Source organism: Vibrio sp. KUL78 (assembly GCF_059725505.1).
Map to the genome: position 1 here is coordinate 1920144 of NZ_AP045837.1, position 20208 is coordinate 1940351.

At 42.4% G+C, this 20208-nt stretch carries 31 protein-coding genes; 5 read left to right on the forward strand and 26 right to left on the reverse strand.

Features of this window, described 5'->3' with window-relative positions:
* Positions 1–63 precede the first annotated feature (63 nt).
* The 14 genes from AC6I8Y_RS08945 to AC6I8Y_RS09010 form a co-directional block, all read right to left on the reverse strand.
* The gene (locus AC6I8Y_RS08945; RefSeq protein ID WP_498019948.1) at positions 64–525 is read right to left on the reverse strand and encodes a GNAT family N-acetyltransferase; all 462 of its coding nucleotides are present in this window, start codon (positions 523–525) and stop codon (positions 64–66) included.
* Positions 526–551: 26 nt separating this feature from the next.
* Positions 552–998 (reverse strand): GNAT family N-acetyltransferase, encoded by a 447-nt coding sequence (locus tag AC6I8Y_RS08950; RefSeq protein ID WP_498019949.1) that lies wholly within the window; start codon positions 996–998, stop codon positions 552–554.
* A gap of 42 nt (positions 999–1040) precedes the next feature.
* Entirely contained in the window at positions 1041–1286 is a 246-nt protein-coding gene (locus tag AC6I8Y_RS08955) for a Rho-binding antiterminator (protein ID WP_498019950.1), read from the reverse strand.
* A gap of 75 nt (positions 1287–1361) precedes the next feature.
* Positions 1362–1745, reverse strand: a complete 384-nt coding sequence (locus tag AC6I8Y_RS08960; protein ID WP_498019951.1) for a hypothetical protein — start codon at positions 1743–1745, stop codon at positions 1362–1364.
* Positions 1746–1922: 177 nt separating this feature from the next.
* Complete coding sequence (locus AC6I8Y_RS08965; protein WP_498019952.1) at positions 1923–2162, reverse strand: hypothetical protein; 240 nt, start codon at positions 2160–2162, stop codon at positions 1923–1925.
* A gap of 55 nt (positions 2163–2217) precedes the next feature.
* Positions 2218–2661 carry a DUF3291 domain-containing protein gene (locus AC6I8Y_RS08970; RefSeq protein ID WP_498019953.1) on the reverse strand — a complete coding sequence of 148 codons (444 nt, stop codon included), beginning with the start codon at positions 2659–2661 and terminating at the stop codon, positions 2218–2220.
* Between the two features lie 57 nt (positions 2662–2718).
* Positions 2719–3315, reverse strand: coding sequence for a DJ-1/PfpI family protein (locus AC6I8Y_RS08975; RefSeq protein WP_498019954.1), 597 nt, complete (start codon positions 3313–3315; stop codon positions 2719–2721).
* A gap of 8 nt (positions 3316–3323) precedes the next feature.
* Positions 3324–3773, reverse strand: a complete 450-nt coding sequence (locus tag AC6I8Y_RS08980) for a GNAT family N-acetyltransferase (protein ID WP_498019955.1) — start codon at positions 3771–3773, stop codon at positions 3324–3326.
* Between the two features lie 26 nt (positions 3774–3799).
* Positions 3800–4234, reverse strand: coding sequence for a GNAT family N-acetyltransferase (locus AC6I8Y_RS08985; RefSeq protein ID WP_498019956.1), 435 nt, complete (start codon positions 4232–4234; stop codon positions 3800–3802).
* Between the two features lie 169 nt (positions 4235–4403).
* Complete coding sequence (locus AC6I8Y_RS08990; RefSeq protein WP_498019957.1) at positions 4404–4805, reverse strand: hypothetical protein; 402 nt, start codon at positions 4803–4805, stop codon at positions 4404–4406.
* 178 nt (positions 4806–4983) lie between these two features.
* Complete coding sequence (locus tag AC6I8Y_RS08995; RefSeq protein ID WP_498019958.1) at positions 4984–5580, reverse strand: class I SAM-dependent methyltransferase; 597 nt, start codon at positions 5578–5580, stop codon at positions 4984–4986.
* 44 nt (positions 5581–5624) lie between these two features.
* The gene (locus AC6I8Y_RS09000; RefSeq protein ID WP_498019959.1) at positions 5625–5981 is read right to left on the reverse strand and encodes a hypothetical protein; all 357 of its coding nucleotides are present in this window, start codon (positions 5979–5981) and stop codon (positions 5625–5627) included.
* 548 nt (positions 5982–6529) lie between these two features.
* On the reverse strand, positions 6530–6940 hold the full coding sequence (locus AC6I8Y_RS09005) for a DUF6559 family protein (protein WP_498019960.1): 411 nt from the start codon (positions 6938–6940) through the stop codon (positions 6530–6532).
* 130 nt (positions 6941–7070) lie between these two features.
* Positions 7071–7604, reverse strand: coding sequence for a DUF6817 domain-containing protein (locus tag AC6I8Y_RS09010; RefSeq protein ID WP_498019961.1), 534 nt, complete (start codon positions 7602–7604; stop codon positions 7071–7073).
* Positions 7605–7804: 200 nt separating this feature from the next.
* Between AC6I8Y_RS09010 and AC6I8Y_RS09015 the strand changes: the two genes are divergently transcribed.
* Positions 7805–8089, forward strand: a complete 285-nt coding sequence (locus tag AC6I8Y_RS09015) for a type II toxin-antitoxin system TacA family antitoxin (protein WP_394154368.1) — start codon at positions 7805–7807, stop codon at positions 8087–8089.
* Positions 8086–8364 carry a type II toxin-antitoxin system RelE/ParE family toxin gene (locus tag AC6I8Y_RS09020; RefSeq protein WP_498019962.1) on the forward strand — a complete coding sequence of 93 codons (279 nt, stop codon included), beginning with the start codon at positions 8086–8088 and terminating at the stop codon, positions 8362–8364. The genes AC6I8Y_RS09015 and AC6I8Y_RS09020 overlap by 4 nt, the downstream gene beginning before the upstream one ends.
* A gap of 33 nt (positions 8365–8397) precedes the next feature.
* Here the strand turns inward: AC6I8Y_RS09020 and AC6I8Y_RS09025 are convergent, their stop codons facing one another.
* Complete coding sequence (locus AC6I8Y_RS09025) at positions 8398–9027, reverse strand: hypothetical protein (protein WP_498019963.1); 630 nt, start codon at positions 9025–9027, stop codon at positions 8398–8400.
* 188 nt (positions 9028–9215) lie between these two features.
* Positions 9216–9446 carry a hypothetical protein gene (locus tag AC6I8Y_RS09030; RefSeq protein ID WP_498019964.1) on the reverse strand — a complete coding sequence of 77 codons (231 nt, stop codon included), beginning with the start codon at positions 9444–9446 and terminating at the stop codon, positions 9216–9218.
* Positions 9447–9661: 215 nt separating this feature from the next.
* On the opposite strand from AC6I8Y_RS09030, the gene AC6I8Y_RS09035 reads away from it, so the two are divergent.
* Complete coding sequence (locus AC6I8Y_RS09035) at positions 9662–10033, forward strand: hypothetical protein (protein ID WP_498019965.1); 372 nt, start codon at positions 9662–9664, stop codon at positions 10031–10033.
* A gap of 92 nt (positions 10034–10125) precedes the next feature.
* Positions 10126–11151, forward strand: coding sequence for an IS110 family RNA-guided transposase (locus AC6I8Y_RS09040; protein ID WP_498019966.1), 1026 nt, complete (start codon positions 10126–10128; stop codon positions 11149–11151).
* A gap of 387 nt (positions 11152–11538) precedes the next feature.
* On the opposite strand, the gene AC6I8Y_RS09045 is transcribed toward AC6I8Y_RS09040, so the two are convergent.
* The 3 genes from AC6I8Y_RS09045 to AC6I8Y_RS09055 form a co-directional block, all read right to left on the reverse strand.
* Positions 11539–11982 (reverse strand): hypothetical protein, encoded by a 444-nt coding sequence (locus AC6I8Y_RS09045; protein ID WP_498019967.1) that lies wholly within the window; start codon positions 11980–11982, stop codon positions 11539–11541.
* 187 nt (positions 11983–12169) lie between these two features.
* Positions 12170–12583 carry a hypothetical protein gene (locus AC6I8Y_RS09050; protein WP_498019968.1) on the reverse strand — a complete coding sequence of 138 codons (414 nt, stop codon included), beginning with the start codon at positions 12581–12583 and terminating at the stop codon, positions 12170–12172.
* A gap of 1196 nt (positions 12584–13779) precedes the next feature.
* Positions 13780–13845 (reverse strand): SEC-C metal-binding domain-containing protein, encoded by a 66-nt coding sequence (locus AC6I8Y_RS09055; protein ID WP_498021482.1) that lies wholly within the window; start codon positions 13843–13845, stop codon positions 13780–13782.
* Positions 13846–14081: 236 nt separating this feature from the next.
* On the opposite strand from AC6I8Y_RS09055, the gene AC6I8Y_RS09060 reads away from it, so the two are divergent.
* Entirely contained in the window at positions 14082–15056 is a 975-nt protein-coding gene (locus tag AC6I8Y_RS09060; RefSeq protein ID WP_498019969.1) for an integron integrase, read from the forward strand.
* Positions 15057–15108: 52 nt separating this feature from the next.
* Here AC6I8Y_RS09060 and rplT read toward each other — a convergent pair whose 3' ends face one another.
* The 7 genes from rplT to AC6I8Y_RS09095 all read right to left on the reverse strand — a co-directional run bounded on the left by rplT (position 15109) and on the right by AC6I8Y_RS09095 (position 20089).
* Complete coding sequence (gene rplT, locus AC6I8Y_RS09065; RefSeq protein ID WP_004401084.1) at positions 15109–15462, reverse strand: 50S ribosomal protein L20; 354 nt, start codon at positions 15460–15462, stop codon at positions 15109–15111.
* A gap of 41 nt (positions 15463–15503) precedes the next feature.
* Complete coding sequence (rpmI, locus tag AC6I8Y_RS09070) at positions 15504–15698, reverse strand: 50S ribosomal protein L35 (RefSeq protein ID WP_019275792.1); 195 nt, start codon at positions 15696–15698, stop codon at positions 15504–15506.
* 104 nt (positions 15699–15802) lie between these two features.
* Positions 15803–16354, reverse strand: coding sequence for a translation initiation factor IF-3 (gene infC, locus AC6I8Y_RS09075; protein ID WP_081935896.1), 552 nt, complete (start codon positions 16352–16354; stop codon positions 15803–15805).
* A 3-nt stretch (positions 16355–16357) separates the two neighbouring features.
* Positions 16358–18283 (reverse strand): threonine--tRNA ligase, encoded by a 1926-nt coding sequence (gene thrS / locus AC6I8Y_RS09080; protein WP_128650000.1) that lies wholly within the window; start codon positions 18281–18283, stop codon positions 16358–16360.
* A gap of 184 nt (positions 18284–18467) precedes the next feature.
* Positions 18468–18917 (reverse strand): ATP-binding protein, encoded by a 450-nt coding sequence (locus AC6I8Y_RS09085; protein WP_498019970.1) that lies wholly within the window; start codon positions 18915–18917, stop codon positions 18468–18470.
* Between the two features lie 15 nt (positions 18918–18932).
* Positions 18933–19754 carry a PP2C family protein-serine/threonine phosphatase gene (locus AC6I8Y_RS09090; RefSeq protein ID WP_498019971.1) on the reverse strand — a complete coding sequence of 274 codons (822 nt, stop codon included), beginning with the start codon at positions 19752–19754 and terminating at the stop codon, positions 18933–18935.
* Positions 19718–20089 (reverse strand): response regulator, encoded by a 372-nt coding sequence (locus AC6I8Y_RS09095; protein WP_498019972.1) that lies wholly within the window; start codon positions 20087–20089, stop codon positions 19718–19720. The genes AC6I8Y_RS09090 and AC6I8Y_RS09095 overlap by 37 nt, the downstream gene beginning before the upstream one ends.
* Positions 20090–20208: the final 119 nt, after the last annotated feature.

The window sequence follows — 20208 nt, forward strand, 5'->3', positions numbered from 1 at the left end:
ATAACTTGTCTCTATTTCGCGCAGAGCAACGGCGTCAACGCCAGTAAGTCTGCACTAAGATATTTAATTTTCACGAACCATCTGTGCATAGCCACTTTCGGCAACTTCATACGTTCTAAAACCATATTTCTCATACAGCTTGATTGCGGACGTATTTTTTGGATGAACACCGAGTCTTAGACCCGACGGAACAGATTTGATAAGTTGCTCCATTAGCGCAGACGCAATCCCTCGTCCTCGATAGTTCGGATGAACCGCTATCGCGACTTCGGGGTAATCAGAGTAGGCTTTCGTTTGACTGGACTTGTAGCGTGCCTGCACGACGCCCATTGGCGTTGAACCTGGAGACATTGCAAAGAAACCAATATCACCCTCCCTACCCCAGTTTTCATAATATGCTTTGATATGAGGAAGCTCTAATACCTCTGGACTATGGTCTGCTTCATCGTCTGGTGTCCATAATGCAATAAGAAGCAGTTCATTTTGAAGCTGTGTGTCTCCAGCTTTTATCTCGCTAAATGTCATGTCATCCTCTATGACTGGTGAGGTGTCTAGAATCGAATAAAACGCATAGGCACAAACCGAATACCATTAAACTCAGTCTCTTCGCCTATTCGGTTAAAACCATAGTTTTCGTAGAAGCTTGCTGCATTGATTGAAGAGCGCAGATCAATTTCAGACTCTGTTGAAGTCTCTAGAAGACGAGTAAGCAAGGCTTTGCCTATACCTTTACCTTGGCAATGTTTAGATATGAAAAGGTGAGTAAGATAGTTACCGTTACGAAGCGCTCCGTAACCGACAATTTCCTTATCAATGACAACTTTGAGTGTACAGAAAGCTGTCGTATCCAACGTAGTCTCAATATCGCTAAGTACTCTTGTAGTAAACTCCGTTTGTCCTTGTATGCTTAACAATGGCAAAACATCACAGCCTGCCACTTGTTTCACTAAGGAAACAATACTACTTAAATCCTTTTTGGTGGCTGTATCGACTATCATAGTCCCCTTAACCCCTCCCTGGCACGGCGCTACGCGTCAGTGCTACCGAAACGTAACCTCACTAAAATGTGGATTTTTCACACTAACTGTAAGTTTAGAGATGTCCTCTAGAATAACTAACTGCTTAGTTTCGTCGATCTTCATCTCGATACACTCTTGCTTTTGGTCGTTGCGCTTTGTATCCAAAGCAACACCGTTAATTCGCTCTCCAGATTTCATCGTTAATTCTATTGGATAGTGATATAAGCAAACTATTTCAATGTAATCATATTGTTCACAGCTAATCATAGATTTCACCAAACTTGTCATCCGAATTACACATAAATGTACTGAACCATGAAAACTCTATGCTTCATCGCCATCTCATGAGCACTTAGTCAACATAAACTGCCAGTCACACTCTGTTACCCAGTCTTCGTAAACCTTTACTCTATGATAGCCATGACGCGTTAAAGACGTGACACGAATATACGGTTTACCAAGAATCGACTTTTGACATCTCAATGCCGCGGGAATACCAAACAAATACACTTCAGTCGTATCTACAGTTAGGTTGCTTTCACTTTTTCGCATAATGGCTATGTATTGGAATACAGCGCCGACGATCACACCTCCATAAGTGAACGCACTTTGCTCCAAAGAAAAAACAAACTGTAGTGCTAGTAGTACAGCTATTCCCACAATCACTGAAGACTTACAGGCATCTAGTGCATGGGGATGCTTCACGAACTCAATTTTACGCTTCATAGAACCTCCTATTTCATTGTTCTATAGAAGGCTAAAATTGAAATCTGTTACTCAAAAGCGTTGCGAGTCTGTTCACATAGTCTAATGCACGGAATGAATAGCGGTACACACTCCAGACTCATAAGGGCACATATAAAGATATGAGCACTAACAGCCTGTCCTAGTCTATTAACCTGTCTAGACACCATTAAAATAGGCAATGGCTAACAGAATCAGCACGATACTTATGAGACCAATATAACTGACTTTGGAGCGCTCTGAGTTCGAAGGTTTGTCAGAAGGAAAACGTCCAAATGTAGAAATCTTAGAGACCATCCAACCTACACTGTAGCCAATACGCTCAACAATGATTGACTGAACGATGGACCTCAAAGCAGAACCCAGAACTCTAAAAATTGATGATATCGCCTCTTCCATTAGCTTTTAATCCAAGTTGTATTGCATATGCGAATTCGTACCATAGAAAGTTCACTTATACATCATCAGGTGTGTAGTAACTTTTAAAAGTAAACGCATAAGGGCTATCACCATTCTTACGCAGATGCTCTAATCGCTCTAGAGCCTCTTCTGTGGTAGGAACATGGTCATCAGTGACCCACCAAAGAACGTAACTGTCTTCATCAAGACGATGAAACCATTCGCTCTTACGTCGCATAAAGTCTCTATGATGCGTTCTGAACATAAAGTTTTTCAACGTATCGACGGACTCCCAAACGGACATGTTGACAATCATGTTGGGATCATCAAATAGCTGGATTGTGGTCGCATCACCACTTTCATCTTTTAAGCGCCAAACAAAGCCGCCACTTTCTTCCGCGATGCCATTGACCAAATCCAAATTATCAACAAAATCTTTGATTTCCGGTGCGTCCAATGGATATTTGGACAATGCTATGTTTAATTGTGCTAACTTCATCGATTCCCTTCCGTTGGTAAAACTCTGAATGCCTATAGTGCTGTGCTAGACGGTGTTCTAAATGTAAGCTGATATCACAGACATACAATGATCGAGTGACGCTTCTTTTTCACCTACCGGTGCAACATAGCGGATGGCTGCCATTGCGTCTTCTTTGCTGGCCAACTTACAAATAGTCCACGCAGCTAAGTACGTTGACGATAAACAACCACCCGATGTCGCGATATTCCCGCTGGCATACAATGGTTGGTCAAGAACGTCGATCCCTAACTCCTGCACCCAAGGTTTCGTCGTTAAGTCGGTGCAAGCGGGAACATCGTTGAGCAGTCCTAACGCAGATAAGAGTAGCGTTCCTGAGCACTGCGCCCCTATAACCTGCTTGGACGAATCTAAGGAAAATCGCGATAGAATTGCTTCATCCCGAGCTATTTGTCTTGTCAGCATTCCGCTACCAAAAAGTACTGCGTCAGCTTTGTTAGCAAACTCTAGTGGTTGCTGAGCAACAATCTCCAGACCATTCATTGACGTCACCGACTTTGTCGGGCAGGTTATCTGAACATTCCAGCCTTGGTCTTTCATGCGATTTAAAATTGCCGATGCAATAAAAGAATCTAATTCATTAAATCCATCAAATGTTACAACCGCTATATCCATATTGTCTCCTAGTTACATAAGGCCTTGCCTAAACAGATCGATCTATCCGTATGCACATACTTTCCATATGCCTCGATCTCACTGTAACCATGTCGTTTGTAGAATTTGATTGCTAGCCCATTTACTCTTCGTGTCGATAGCACCGCACGCTCATAACCTTTTTGGAGAGCATAAGACTCAAGCTGTGAAATCAGATAACTACCTGCGCCTTTTACTTTGGAAAACATACGCTTTAGTTCACATGAGCCATTTTGATGTTTTCTGAATAGCCCACAAGCTACCGCTATATCTTGGTCATAAATCACTATACATCCATCCGTACTTGGACAGAACTCGTCACGAACAAATGAACTTTCGCCAGTGTCGGTCGTGATCGCTTTTAGAGTGGCATTTAGCTCTTGCACCAACGCTGAAAACTCTTCACATCCGGGGTCGGTAATTTTGTACTTTAGGTGCATTAGACTCTCCAACCATGTACCGCCTCTTATTTGAGTACTAATTGATAGCGCATTTCGATGAGTTGATGCTCTCCAACTATCTCTACTTCTTGGATAAACTCAAATCCAAATCTTTCATAGTAATCACGCAAATAACTGTGGGCATGAATCTCTATAGAACTCACTCCTTGCTCTTTGGCATACTCAATTAACTTGTTAACAACAATGGAGGCAATGCCACGACCTCGATAAGCTTCAAGGACAGCGACTCTAGCCATAACTGAAGAGCCATCAGCATTGATAACTAGACGAGCAGTCGCTACAGCTTGATTTGTCTCTGTAACAAGAACATGTTCCGCAACACAATCTAAGCCATCAAAGTCCAATTCATTCGGAATGCTTTGCTCCACCGTGAATACCTGATAACGAATAGCCTGAGCCTTTTCGATGAGTTCAATAGACTTTCCCGTTGTAATTTCCATTCCCATTTCCTTGCAAGCACATAGCACACTGCCGATAGGAGAAAACTATTCTCTCTACCTAGCGCACTCAACTTCAAACCACTACAAGTTCACTTGTACCCTAAACACTGAGCCCATTTTGAATGAAAATAGTCGAGCGTGAGAAGCATCTTTGTAACGTCTTGTTAGCTTACTTTGTCAAGAAGCCTATGAGAACCATAAAGCTGTTGTGCAGTGCATGAGTAGAGAAAGCGACTGTAAAGCCTGTTTTTGTTGAATTTTGCCGCCAAACTAGAAATGCGATACTAAAAATGACAAAAGGAATGAACGTAAATACGCCCCAAAGAGGGTAGCTCATTGAATGCATTAACGAAAACATGAATGCGCATAGAAAAGCAGGAAGAATAATCCTGTCTGTAAACTCTGTAATGAATAATAGCAGCGCGACCATCAATAATGTCTCTAAAGCAGGGCCAAATAAAATCGAACCAAAGCTATCGACAATTGAAAGTTCTATATCAGGACCATCAAATGGAAGGCCCCAAATAAAGTCGACAAGCAGAACTAGTGCAGCTGCGACGGAAAATGACATAAGGGATGCTTTCAAGCAATAAACTAACTTGGAGTCCTTATTACTTAATAGAAACACTCTTCCCCCATATTAGCTAACACCCAGTTAAGTAGCAGTGACCGACCACAGTACCCCAACAAAGCAACCGTAATCACTAAGCTAAAACCATCAACTGCTCGCCGCTTGCTTGAACTGCATGCTATGTACGCTTCACCGCGACCACTGAATATGTATGCCAATGCTTCATTCTTCCCAATGAAGTTTGCGCTTCTTCATCACGTTCAAAGAACCTGACTATTTCAAAATCTGAGAACAAAGCCTTTACCTCTGATTCCGATAAAGGTGTTGTTGGATCTCGATAGTCGTTAGCCCAACTGTCTTTGAAACCCATGAAGTCGCCAGCAAACACTCCGCCGATTTCGATTGAAGATTTAATCTTGTTCCATGTCGCTTCAAATTGTTTTGGGTCTGCAAAGAACAAGCTTGAGTTTGCGATTACTACTCCAGATTTTGGGTAGTCGAATGTCTCAAACGAAGACTCAGTAATATCGACTAATGACTTTGACCCAAACCTGTCTCTACAAATAGCGACCGAGTCAGGGTTGATATCGAAGCCATGAACGTTAAAGCCTTGCTGCTCTAGATACTCGATATCACTACCTGTTCCACAACCGCAGTCAGTGGCTACTTTGAGCTTTGATTCATTGAGTTGGACGGCAAACTCAGTACGTTTTGAATGCGAGCGAGAAAGAGCTTTTTCGTAGTACTGACGCCAAATTTCAGAATTATCATCCATAAGCTTCTGATTTTCTGTAAAAGTAAATAAAACCTGTTAGGCCCCTAGCGCAAGTAAACGCCAGACTGTCTCAGTTGCTGTTTTAAATCTAACAGTTTGAACTGAGTGAAAATTAATTGTGTGAACGCAATTGTCCCCGTAAAGATTGATAGCGCAGAGATTACCCAGTTCAATTCAACATCAACAAAAACATGTGGAACAGCAAAGGCGAAAGCAAAAGAAAAGGCGGTGGTGATTGCGTGAATAAACTCGTTACCAGATACCTTACAGCTGCTGATCGAACTATCGTACGAGATCTTCACCTTTGAACCAGCACGAAGAAACTTGCAGTAAACTACGTCTTTGTGATCATCATATGGAATATCGTTAAGTTCCAGTATATCCCTAACCTTATCTAGCATTTATATCACCATGAGGTATTGGCTCATTACGCTTTGCCAACGAGCGATAACGTTATACTACCCAACTTGAAATTTGTGCCGTAAACACAGAAGCCAAGTTTCGACTGAGATCGTCAAACGTTCGGAGTTTTTGTTAAACAATTTGTTATATGTGGATTACACGGCTTCTAACTTGAAGAATAACCATTGTAGCAATATGGCAATACTGGTAAGAGGCAATATTGTTATACACAAATTTAAATACAAAGAGTTATCGAACGTAGAGGATAGAAAGGTATATACAGCATAACCAAGCAACCCAAATAAACCACCTAGAATGCCACTACTATAGCCAGAAAACTGGGATTTACCCTTACAGTGATGGCACTTATATGGTGTCCATCTAGACACCCAAATGAACCTAATAGGGTTACAAGTTTTATTGCAATGTGGACAAGTCGTCATTTCAACTCCAGATATTATCTTACTAGTTAGAAAACATACAACGCCCGAGTGAGTAGCCCGAAATACCACGCGTCGAAGGTCTGCGTAACTTGATCGTTAAGTCACTACAAACCACCATCATCATCACTTCCACCTAAGTCCCCGCCGCTTAGTTCCCCTTGGGTAGAGTTACCTTCGAATTGGAGTGTAGAACCATGACCTGAGGCGTATTCCAAGTAGGCTTCAAAATCTGGGGCAACCTCTTGTTTAAACAAAATGTTCCCTATTTCACGGTGAAACTCTGGATGTGTACCGAAAGATGTCGATAAGCCCAAAGACATAAAGAAACTATGGCTAGTTAACATACCGTAGGCGTAGTTTGTATATTTAAGGTCTTTTGACTTTCCAACAGCCCCCAGAGCCCAATCAATTTCCTCGGGGCTGTAGGATTCTTTTTTTCCATACTTAACCGCAAGTCTTGGTGGAAGCTCTCTTGCGACAGATTTGATAATGTTTTTTTTCGTCCACTGAAACATAATTTCTCCTAGTCCAAAATGCCTCTCTAAGTTTCAGCTAGCAACCACGAAAAGCAAGCAAAGCTGCCTTAATCACTAAACTCAACCTACTCTCAAATGCAAAGTGTTAGCTGTCGGCCTTAGCAACATATTATGCGAAATTGGACAATGCTGATTTGTACGCCACCCTAGCCTCGGTACTTAAATAGCTGTTCATACCTTGGAATAGTTCAAATAGCTCAGCACCATACTTGAGCTTGAACTCTTCACTGCCATAAACAAACTCCAACTCATTAGCGACCGTTAACTCACAAAACAATTTCACCGTTGCATTGTCGAGCTTGAATGTTGAACCAGTAAATCTGTCTTTAAATTGGATTTGTAGCTCTTTGCCAAATTGAGGGAATACATAGTCTCGGTCACATGAGCAATACAAGTAAACCAATGCTTCTTCATCAGTGCCAATAATTCTTGTAATTTCTTGAAGCTGGCTCAGCGACACCATACTTTCATCGAACCCCGCGGTTCCATAAGCAGCATGGAAAAGACCAGCGATTTGAAGTAACTCGCTAATACCCCAGTTAATTAGAATTTGTTCAGTGCCTTTTAGGTGCGCCTCCAATGAGCCGTTTAGGTGCTGAAAGTCTCCTGCACCAATTTTCTGAAGCATTGAAAATTTATCCATAAATCTCAATTTCCTTTAGGTCGCAGAACGCTTTCTTGAGGTGGGGGCAACGTAATACCGAAGTAGCCGAACACCAGCTCAAACACTAACCGCAACGCATAGTAAAAGTGCCAAGCGTAGCGAATCACTCTTAAATGCTTAGTTGCCCACCTTAAAGGCTAGTGCTAACATTTGTACACACACCAACAGAGGAATAGATCATGGACACTAGAATTCAATTTCGTGTTGATGAAGAAACAAAACGCCTAGCTCAACAAATGGCTGAGAGCCAAGGTCGCACTTTGAGTGACGCATGCCGAGAACTTACTGAGCAACTCGCTGAACAACAAAGAAAAACATTATCTCACGATGCATGGCTAACTGAACAAGTAAACCTTGCATTTGAGAAGTTTGACTCAGGAGAATCCGTTTTCGTTGAGCACCAAAATGCTAAATCTCGAATGGAAGAGCGCAAAGCCAAAATCCGTAATCGAGGTAAGCAATGATTTTATGGGAAGAAGAGTCACTTAATGATCGTGAAAAGATCTTCGAGTTTCTCTATGACTTCAACCCTGATGTGGCAGAAAAAACTGACAACCTCATTGAAGCAAAAATAGAAAACTTGCTTGAACAACCTTTAATGGGTGTACAACGAGATGGTATCCGCGGACGATTGCTCATTATTCCTGAGATTTCGATGATTGTCTCTTACTGGATCGAAGGCGATATCATCCGAGTTATGCGTGTACTCCACCAGAAACAAAAATTTCCTACGGATTGATTGCTTCCTCTAGAGAAATAATGCCTTGTTAAGTTACTTTTTCAACTTGGTTTTTAAGAAGTTAGACATATAGTAGAGCTTTTCACTACTTAGTCCCCAGCCTAAACTTAACCTCTTATTGCCTTCCAATGATATAAGTGTGTGTTGCCTTGATTCGCTCTCTTTCACTCTATCTATATTTTTCCAGTCAAACCTTCTATACCAGCCAACAGAACCTATTCCAATAAAAATAAGAGCCTTTCCATTTTCATTAGAAACATATGTTCTACCAAAAAGGCTCATTAGCGTAATACTTATTAAAACGATACTACCGATAAGGAAAGGCAGCCCCAAGAGAGATAGACTCGGATCAAATTCGCCATTTTCCAATTGAGTGCCATAAATACCAGACAGCGAACCTCCAGCCCAAACAAGCGTAAAAGGAAGTAGAAAAAGAGCCATTAAACTTCGATTTGAAGCTTCAATAGACCATTTATAGCCATTGTCTGAAACTCGAACTCCTTTAACAGATTGAGTGGCATCAAAGTTACTAATCGGTATAGATTCTAATAATGAAGACAGAGATGTGAGACTCTCGCAGCTTTCACAGTATGCTATATCTCTTGAAATATTTATATTTTCAGAATTTATTTTTGTTTTACAGCTTGAACAATTTACTTCCATTTACGAATAGAACTCCTAAATAACTTATCGCCTTGTTAAGTAATAGCTAACTGCCACCACACTTAAACAAAGCTATCGTAATCACTAAACCCAGATCAAACCAAAGTCACCGACTGCTAGCTGTTTGCTTGAACAATTTGTTTGTTGCGAAGCTTTGCAATTTCGCACTTTGCTACTAATGGTCAGAGTTAATCCAAGTTGTCTGGTGTATGAAGATTAGTACCACAAACTGTGCACTTGTAATCACCTGTCGCCTCACCCTCCATCAAGGCACTAGCTATTAATGCGAAAAAACCTGAGAAAAAACCTGTTACTTTTGACTCATTGGATTTTTGGGGTTGTGAGAAGCTTTCATATTTGTGGAGGGTGACCTCTTTGCAATTGCAACAAAACGCTTTTGTTTGCTCGGTACCATACATTTGAACCAACCTGATTTTCCTATGAAGCCTTCACAATCTCAAAGCAACTAACGCCAAATTAAGGTGTGAAAAACGCTAACACCTTAGCTAAACCATTGTTCCATAAACACTAAACTTAACTAAGGCAAAAGTACCAAGCGTTGTAAATCACTCTTAAATTTCTTGTTATATGCTTTCCGTAGACTATCTTAATAATTTGCCTCGGGGAAGTGTCCATGCGTTTCAATCTTAGATCTTGGAGTAAACGGCATAGAAGCATCACATTTGTAACTACAATAATCTTACCTACACCATTAGTGATAATGCAGTTAATGAATATGTTTACTCCTGATTTCGATTACATTAAGAATACGGAGTTTAGTAAAGTAGGCATAATCAAGGAACCGGCTTGGGGGCCAGGCAAGACTATATGTATTTCAGAGAACGGGGTTAAAGTAGATAAACTTGACTTTGTACCTGATGGTGAAGAAATGGCCCAAAAAGCCCAAATGTGGCAAAAAGTTAAAGTTTTAGAAGGCAACTGTGAACATACTATAGGGTTCGTTCATATCGCTTTCATTCACAATTCAGAATTCGATGAGCAGTGATATCACAAGTGAATGCATATAACGAATGACATGGATTCCCCCTCCCGAGGATCTGCCACGCTCTTGTGGTACTTGTTAGAACCGGAGGCACCATGTCTGATTATTCGTATTTTGGCGGTATCGACTTAGCTAAGAACCACTTCAGTCTTAATGTCGTTGACCAAAAAGGCAAATTTAATCTACATAAGTCAGTTACACGCTCTAAGTTGTTGACTACCATATCAAACCTTCCGCATATGCGTATAGGCTTGGAAGCGTGCGGTGGTGCACATTACTGGGCAAGAATACTCAATAAACTTGGCCACGATACGCGCATCATGGCGGCTAAATATGTGGCTCCATACAGAACTAAAGGAAAGAACGACCTCAATGATGCCGTCGCGATTAGTGAGGCAGTTCAACGTCCTGCGACTCGTTTTGTTCCAACAAAATCACCTGAGCAGCAGGCTATCTTGTCGGTACATCGTATGCATGAGCACTGGGTTCGCGAACGAACAGCTATCATGAACCGCATTCGAGCTTTGCTTTCTGAGTTTGGGCTTGTTATACCCGTCGGGCGCTCGTCATTGATGAAGCAGGTTCCACTTATTCTCGAAGATGCAGAAAACGAACTGCCTCAACTGGCTAGAGTCGTCCTCCATGACGCATACCAACACCTTGATGCTCTCAACCAACGCATTGCGGATACCGAACAGACATTCGAGTCCTTCGCTAAGATCAGCGATAACGTTCAACGCATTATGAAAGTTCGAGGGATCGGCCCTCAAACCGCGACCGCCATATTAGCCTCGATAGGTAATGGCGCTCAGTTTGATAAGAGCCGGGACTTCTCTGCCTGGCTCGGCTTAGTTCCCAAGCAATACTCTACGGGCGGTAAACCTAAACTAGGTAGAATCACCAAACATGGTGACAAGTACCTTCGTACACTACTCGTCCACGGAGCAAGAACCGTCATAGCCAACCTTGGTGATAAACAAGATAGGCTAAGCCAATGGTGTCGAAATGTATTAGAACGACGAGGTATGAACCTAGCGGTTGTCGCTTTAGCAGCTAAGAATGCACGTATTATCTGGTCACTGTTACACAATCAAACAGAGTATGAGAACTACACTGCTTAAGCTCTAACGAGCCCAAGCAGCGAGAGTATTACACCAACCGGGTCATAGCAGACGCAATGGATGGAGATAGGTTAAGACCACGTGCGGAGAGCCTGTTAATGCGGCGGACATTAAAATGTCATCTAACGAATAAGGCACCGCAGTCGCGCAAAGTCATCAGGGTCACGATGCTGCGAATCATCGATAAGTAGACCGAATGTAGAGCGGCAGTCCAAAACCCATCACTTGAAGTTTAGCGGATGTTTGACAGCCGGGGGAATCCATGTAGCCCTGTTAAGGTGTGAGCAACGCAATACCGATGCTCCCGCATATAACCTTAAACACAAAACGCAACGCATAGCAAAAATGCCAAGCGTTGCGAATCACTCTTAAACAGATTGTTATGTTTTATTTTGCCAATGGTTCAACACTAGAGATCAAACCATTCTCTATCTCTACTTTGACGCCAGCACAAGGAACATTACTGTTTTCACAAAGGTAAGTTGCACCTTTTCGAATAAGCTGCTCATTCTTATCTCGGGTAAAAGTGATAGTCTTTCGATGGAGTCCATATGATGCATAAGCCATACATTCAGGGTCCCCAACCTTAGGATAAGACTTGGCCGCTCTAGCTGCTTGTTCAGTAGTAAGCCTTCCGTTTTCAACTAGTCTCTGAAGGTTGTGAGATGACATCAAATCCTTGTCTAACCAAACAACAGAGCAATCCGCATAAGTTGTTTCACTAGCTTTATTTGTCCACGAACTTCCATAATACTCATTGAAGTCCACGTTTGGAGTAGAACTACAGCCTGCCATCGCTAGCACTGAAACAATAGGTAAAAAAGCCTTCATAATTAGTCCTTTAGTTTATCCAAAGGGACCAAAGTATCACTCAAGGTCATATGTGAAAATACTCAATAAAACATAACGCCTTGTTAAGTAGCAGCTAACTACCACTGCACCCAAACAAAGCCACCGTAATCACTAAACTCAACCAAACCAAAATCGCCGACTGTTAGCTGTCTGCTTGAACAATTTGTTAGGTTTTAATCCATTCAATCCAAGGTAGTACAAAGTGAAAGAAATCAATACTTGTACCCAATACAAAAACGTAGAAAGTCATTGAAATAATAAATGGTGCAGTTGATACAATAGCTTTAATACCATGATACTTCTTCTCTAGCTTGGTTTTTAGACTTAATAGCTCCGTATTTTCCGGATGTTCCTTGCACAACTCCCTCAATGCTACCAAAGAAGGAGGAAAGGAGCGGAAACCATAGATATACATAGGGACAATAAGAAAAGCTCCAACCATGCAAACCTTCCAAGGTGTATTAAATTGCAAAGATGTCAAAGTCAATAAAAATGTTGTGATACCAAATATCCAATTGAGCCAATCTACGTGTTTCTTGGCTTCTGCTGCATATTCATTTTCAGTTAGCAATTTACCCATCTATCTTCTCGCTACTCCAAAGTTCTAATAAAACCTAACGCCCAATTAAGTTGTGAGCAACACTGCCACCATATTCAAACATTTTGCCGTAATCACCTAACTAATTGAAACCGAAAGCGCCGAGCGTTGCGAATCAGCTTGAATTGCTTGTTATAAAGCAAACTCCCCAACTGTGACCGTGTTTATTAAAGGGTTTTCATCCAAGACCGGAATTCCAACTAACACATTATTGTCTGTATGCTCGGTAGCGCCTTGAGCATAAATAGCACAAATTTTTTCTTGCTCTGCTTCGTTTAGACTTTCCCACCATTCTGGTGATATGTAAATATTTTCAACCATTGCGAAAGTGAAAATAGAAAGTGAGTTTGAAACAGAACCTGTCTGAAGGAGTTGGTTAACAAATTTTAAATTGCTTCTTGAATGCTCTTTCAACCACGACAAGACAATGTACCCTTTGTTTTCAGAAGCAAAAGAGTTAATGAACACATAATCTGGTACATCCTTGGGATCATTAGATATCGTTTGAAGCAGTTCACCATCGAAGCCAACCGTATACCCCAGTACCGCACTGGTCATAACCCTCGGAGGTAATTCAAGTTCCACGACTAAGTGATGTAAGTCATCAAAGGCAGCAGCCGTAAACATGTGATCAAGCTTCTGCTTCAGGTACCGCAGGTCTCCCATTGTAAGATCATTATTTGAACCATAGTATTTCGCCATTTGTTGTATCATGACTTGTTCACTAAGAGATTTACCTTTATCTAACTCTTGGGCAAAGCTAAATGTATTTGCAGCGCTCTCTTTTACAAAAAGTTCTCGGCATAAAGATCGATATGCCACGAGAAAACAATGGTATGGACTTTTATTAAACGCATTGTCTTCAATCGGAGCGAATATGTTTTTGTCGTGAGTTGAGCAGAAACCAGTAAACACTGAGGCTTGGTTAATACCTACTTTCTTTGGACGGACTCTTTTAGACATAGAGAAGTCATGATTTGTTTTGAAGGTAGTATAAACATGTCCATCTGCTGCTATAGATTTTAGGGAGGAGCTTTTTGATACTGAATGCGCTTTGATGATTTTCTTTGAACATTCAGATTTCATCGATTCTGGTACGCTACAAAATTTTTTTGAGTTGAAGCTATTCATCTCCTTCATTATCGTACCTTTATCAACAGGAGCTTGTTTATCACGCCCTAAATGACAACGTTTGTATTTTTCTTTGAGCCACACCAACATGGCTCATTTCTTCCAAGTTTCACTGATGTTCCTCTGCTTTATAACGCTTTATAGACGGACTTTTTCCGTACTTCCTTCCACGCTACCGCCTTCTAAATCTATAGAATCTGACCATGTTAGATGATTACATGATGAAAATCATACATTTAGCAACAATTAAATTTGTTGCATATCACAAAAAGCGGAATTTTTCCGTATAAGTTCGAATTCTGTCGCTAGGCTCTATCTACTGTACATAAAAACAGCAGTGAGATTAGGTATGAAATCGCCATTTTTAAGCTACATTCGGGAGTTTATGCAGGCTAGGCACTACGCCAAGAAAACTATTGAGGCGTACTTATCTTGGATACTTCAGTACATTGTTTATCACAATAAGCGCCACCCTAGTGAAATGGGTACTAGAGAAGTAGAAGAGTTTCTCTCACATTTAGTGACTGATCGAAACCTGGCTATGCGTTCTCAAAACCAAGCGCTTAATGCGCTGGTGTTTCTGTACAAGCACGTGATACACAAACCTATCGATGTAAACATGCGCTTTAAGAAGTCAAACAAGAACAAAAAGTTACCAACAGTACTCACCGTCAAGGAGGTAACAAATTTGCTCTCCAATATGCCGCCGCATTTCCTGTTACCCGCTCAACTGATGTATGGTTCTGGCTTACGACTGATGGAATGCTTACGGCTTCGTTATCACGATATCGACTTTGATTATGGTGCGCTAAGAATTTGGAGAGCGAAAGGCAATAAGAACCGAGTAGTCACCCTTGCAAGAGAGCTTTTACCGTCTTTGAAGCTTCAGCAAGAGCAAGTTGAGAAGATATGGAGGCAAGACGTAAAACATGACGATTACGCTGGAGTTTGGCTTCCTGATGCTTTAGAGAAGAAATACCCGAATTCGAATAAGGCGCTAAACTGGCAATATCTTTTTCCATCAATTCGGCTGTCAATTGACCCTCAGTCAACACTGACAAGACGTCATCATATAAACGAGACCAGTGTACAAAAAGCCTTAAAAGTTGCGGTGAAGAAAGCGGGAATTACCAAGAGTGTTAGTTGTCACGCGCTAAGGCACTCTTTCGCGACTCACTTATTGGAAAGTGGCGCTGATATTCGAACAGTACAAGAGCAACTAGGTCACACGGACATTAAAACCACTCAGATCTACACTCACGTCATTAATCGAGGTGATCGAGGTGCAAGTGGCGTAAAAAGTCCGCTGTCGAACATTCTTTAGATACAAAAAAGGAGAGCTTACGCTCCCCTTTTACATAGACCTAAACTGCTAATTAAAGAGCAGCTTTCGCTTTTTCAACTAGAACTGCGAATGCAGCTTTGTCGAATACCGCGATATCAGCAAGGATCTTACGATCGATCTCGATAGATGCTTTCTTAAGACCGTTGATGAAACGGCTGTAAGATAGACCATTTTGACGAGATGCCGCGTTGATACGTGCAATCCACAGTTGACGGAATTGACGTTTCTTGTTGCGACGGTCACGGTAAGCGTATTGACCAGCTTTAGTAACTGCTTGGAAAGCTACGCGGTAAACACGTGAACGTGCACCGTAGTAACCTTTAGCTTGTTTTAGAACTTTCTTATGACGTGCACGAGCTTGTACACCACGTTTTACGCGAGGCATTATGTCTCTCCTAAACTAAACGATTGATAAACTAAAAAGAATTAAGCGTATGGCATCATACGAACAACTGCAGCCACTTCACACTTAGGAAGGATTGCATTTGGACGAAGCTGACGCTTGTTCTTAGTAGTACGCTTAGTCAGAATGTGACGTTTTGTAGCGTGCTTAAATTTAATACCACCAGCAGTTTTCTTAAAACGCTTAGCAGCACCTTTGTTGGTTTTCATCTTAGGCATGATGAATAACTCCGCATTGTTGAGTTGTTAAACAATAGTAATTAGGGCGAACAAAACCCAGCCATTCGAGAACGGCTAGGTTTTCTTACTTGTAAAGCCGTTAATTACTTCTTCTTAGGGGCCAATACCATGATCATTTGGCGGCCTTCGATCTTAGTCGGGAAAGATTCTACTACAGCTAAATCTACAGTATCTTCTTTCAGACGGTTAAGAACGTCGACACCAATGTCTTGGTGAGCCATTTCACGGCCACGGAAGCGAATTGTTACCTTCACTTTGTTGCCGTCTTCTAGGAAACGCGTCAGGTTGCGTAGTTTTACCTGATAGTCTCCAATATCAGTTCCAGGACGGAATTTTACTTCCTTAATCTGGATCTGCTTTTGCTTCTTCTTCTGCTCTTTCGCAGCTTTGCTCTTCTCGAAGAGGAACTTGCCATAGTCCATCACACGACAAACTGGTGGCTCGGCGTTAGGGCTGATCTCTACGAGATCCATACCAGCTTCTGCAGCTGCATCTAGTGCTTCTTGAATAGAAACAACACCAACAGATTCACCATCTGCACCTGTTAGACGAACTTCACGAACGCCACGAATTTCACCGTTTAAACGATGCTGGTTTTGTTTGGCCGGTTGTTGGCCACGTCTTCCGCCTTTAATAGCTTATTCCTCCAGATTGAGCTTACGGCTTGAAACCTCGTCTTGGATGTATGAAATGAGGTCATCCACTTTAAATTTGCCGAGGTCTTTACCTTTGCGTGTACGTACTGCGATTTCGCCAGCTTCCATTTCTTGGTCGCCACAAACAAGCATGTACGGGATACGCTTCAAAGTATGTTCGCGGATTTTAAAGCCAATCTTCTCATTTCTCAAGTCCGCTTTGGCTCTAATTCCACTTTTTTGCAGTTTTTGTGTTACTTCTTGAACATAATCCGACTGTTTGTCAGTGATATTCATGATAACAGCCTGTTCTGGCGACAACCACGTTGGGAAGAAGCCAGCGTATTCTTCGATAAGAATACCGATGAATCGCTCAAGAGAACCTAGGATTGCGCGGTGAATCATAACAGGAACTTGACGTTCGTTGTTTTCATCCACGTAAGTTGCACCTAGACGACCCGGTAGGTTGAAGTCTAGCTGAACTGTACCACATTGCCATGCACGATCTAGGCAGTCATATAGTGTGAATTCGATCTTAGGACCGTAGAACGCACCCTCACCTTCTTGAATTTCATAAGCGATGCCCATTGCTTCAAGAGATTGTTTAAGTGCTTCTTCAGAGCGATCCCAAATTTCATCGCTACCAACACGCTTTTCTGGGCGAGTCGATAGTTTCACTACGATGTTGTCAAAGCCGAACGTGTTGTACGTATCGTAAACCATCTTGATGCAAGACGTTACTTCGTCCTGAATTTGGCTCTCTGTACAGAACACGTGAGCGTCATCTTGAGTAAAGCCACGAACACGCATAATACCGTGAAGCGCACCTGATGGCTCGTTACGGTGACATGAACCGAACTCTGCCATACGTAGTGGTAGATCACGGTAAGACTTCAGACCTTGGTTAAAGATCTGAACGTGACCTGGGCAGTTCATTGGCTTGATAGCGTACTCACGGTTCTCTGAAGACGTCGTGAACATCGCATCTGCGTATTTGTCCCAGTGACCAGAACGTTCCCAAAGAACGCGGTCCATCATTAGTGGACCTTTTACTTCTTGGTAACCGTATTCTGTCAGTTTTTCACGGATGAATACTTCTAGGTCACGGAATACAGACCAACCGTTATGGTGCCAGAACACCATACCCGGTGCTTCTTGCTGCATGTGGAATAGATCCAGTTGCTTACCAATTTTACGGTGGTCACGCTTTGCTGCTTCTTCTAGGCGAGTTAGGTGCGCCTTAAGAGCTTTCTTATCGTGGAATGCAGTACCGTAGATACGTTGAAGCATCTTGTTGTCACTGTTACCACGCCAATATGCGCCCGCTACGTTCAGCAGTTTAAAGTGCTGACAGAAGCTCATGTTTGGCACGTGAGGGCCACGACACATATCGATGTATTCTTCGTGATGGTAAAGACCTGGACGATCGTCTTTAGATACGTTCTCGTCTAGGATTTCCATCTTGTACGTTTCGCCGCGACTTTCAAATGTGTCGCGAGCTTCCTGCCAGCTAACCTTTTTCTTGATAACTTGATACTTGGTTTTCGCTAGCTCTTTCATGCGCTTTTCGATTTTTTCCACGTCTTCCATTGTCAAAGACTGGTCTAAATCAACGTCATAATAGAAACCGCTGTCGATCGTTGGACCGATAGCCATTTTAACGTCTGGGTAAAGCTGCTTAATCGCATGACCAAGCAAGTGAGCGCAAGAGTGGCGAACAATCTCAAGACCGTCATCGTCTTTCGCCGTGATGATTTCTAGGCTTGCGTCGTTTTCAATCAGATCACACGCATCAACGCGCTCACCATCTACACGACCAGCGATGGTTGCTTTCGCAAGACCAGGGCCGATAGATAGTGCGACATCCATAGTGGATACTGGGTTATCAAATTGACGTTGGCTACCGTCAGGAAGAGTAATTACAGGCATGTATAGTCCTATTTACAGTGGTCTTGCACACCAAGCAAGACATGCATTAATGTCTGGCAACTTTATAGAAAACAAATTGCCGCGATGTCATATCATTAACTGTTCTTTTTTGAAGCAAATACGGATGCCTCATCCAGAGCAAGCGGTCATTTTAACCAAAGTGTATAAAATAACAATCGCAATTTTATCTGCACGGTTTTAGGACATTAAACTTAGACAGCGTAAATGTAGTCATACCCTCACTTTCTTGCACGTTCACGTCATCGAGTAGCGCATTCATTATATAGAACCCTCTTCCAGAAGTGGCCCAGCTGAGGGGGTCGTTGGGGTCAAGTGATGGCAAATCTGAACTCAACATCGTTTCAAGACTATGTTCATCGAGAGGCAAGCCAAAGTGAGCCACCGTAACGACTAGGTTTTGGTCACTGAATCGGCATTGAACGTCGATAGCTTTGCCCTCTTGCTCTTGATAGGCATGCTCAAACACATTGTTTGCCAGCTCGACCACGCATAGTTTCAAATCCTCAATATCAGAAGAAGCCACATCACACTGCGACCAATAGTCGGTGAGGTCCGCTGCAATATCTCGAGCCGTATCCAGCGACGATGTATATGTCTTCTCGAAATTATTCAATGTTCCCTCCTCCAACTATTCTCTGCCATTCCACTGCACGACCATCAAACTGACATCGTCTTCAAATTCATTATTTTTCTGAGCCGCTTTTACGACGTTCAATACGCATTGAGGTTTGTTTTCAATTGGCTCACTTTGATTAGACGTAATCAATTCAAGTAGACGCTCTTCTCCCAACAGATCATTACCTAATTTCGCTTCGGTTATGCCATCGGTATACAGCCAAATTTCTTCACCCGGCTCTAGCTGCAATATTGTTGAATCGTAGGTTGCAAAGTCAAACATCCCAATGACAAAGCCGCTATCTCCGACAACACTTGTTTTAGCCATTTGCTTATTGATTCTAAATAACGGCGGATGCCCTGCAAAAGCGACATCAAGCTCTCCAGAGACGGTATCTAAAACGGCATACACCATAGTGGCGTAAAGAGAGTGATTGTCGCTACCGCTATAGGTTGTGTTTAGGGAATGTAGAACATCCTTTGCAGGCTTGGCAGTTCGCACACCTTCCGAGTTCACGTCAACGGTCACGCTATCAGTAGAAACGGCGTTCAGCGTTTGCTGTATCGAAAATGAAAGCAAGGCCGAAGCAACACCGTGTCCAGAAACATCCAGCATGTAAAAGGCGAGCTTGCGCTCATCTAGCTCAATACAACCTAACATATCACCTCCAATAGCGGCGGAGGGTTGATAACAATAAGCCAGCTCGACTCCCGGATAAGAACGCTTAACTGGCAACATTCGAGACATTAAATCACTCGCCGCGAGCAGGTCACTGTTTATCTGGGCATACGCCTGATTCAGCGCGGTGTTTTTCTCCACCAGTTCATTATGCAAAGCGAGGGTTCTAAACCCCGCTTTGATTCGAGCATCAAGCTCTTCCAATGGTGTGTTTTTTGCGACAAAGTCATCGGCACCGGCGTTAATACCCAGCGTAATCGAATCATGATCATCTTGAGAAGAAAGGAGAACAAAAACAGGTAGCGATTAAAGTTTTGAGCTTTGACCGCCTTGCATAGTGCGACGCCATCCATATTCGGCATCACCCAATCACTCAGTACAAACTGAATGTTAGGGTAAGCCTCGAGCAGTGATAGCGCATCCACGCCATCATTAGCGACAACAACACCATACCCACGCCTTTGCAAAAGCATGCGCATTCTTGTTTGCATAACCGCATCATCTTCGACCAGTAATATGGTGTATTCATGCGGTGAAGAAACTAACGTGGATTGGGAAATATTGCCCCCTATTTCAGTAGCATAACTACTCTAAGCTTAGAAGGCGCAAG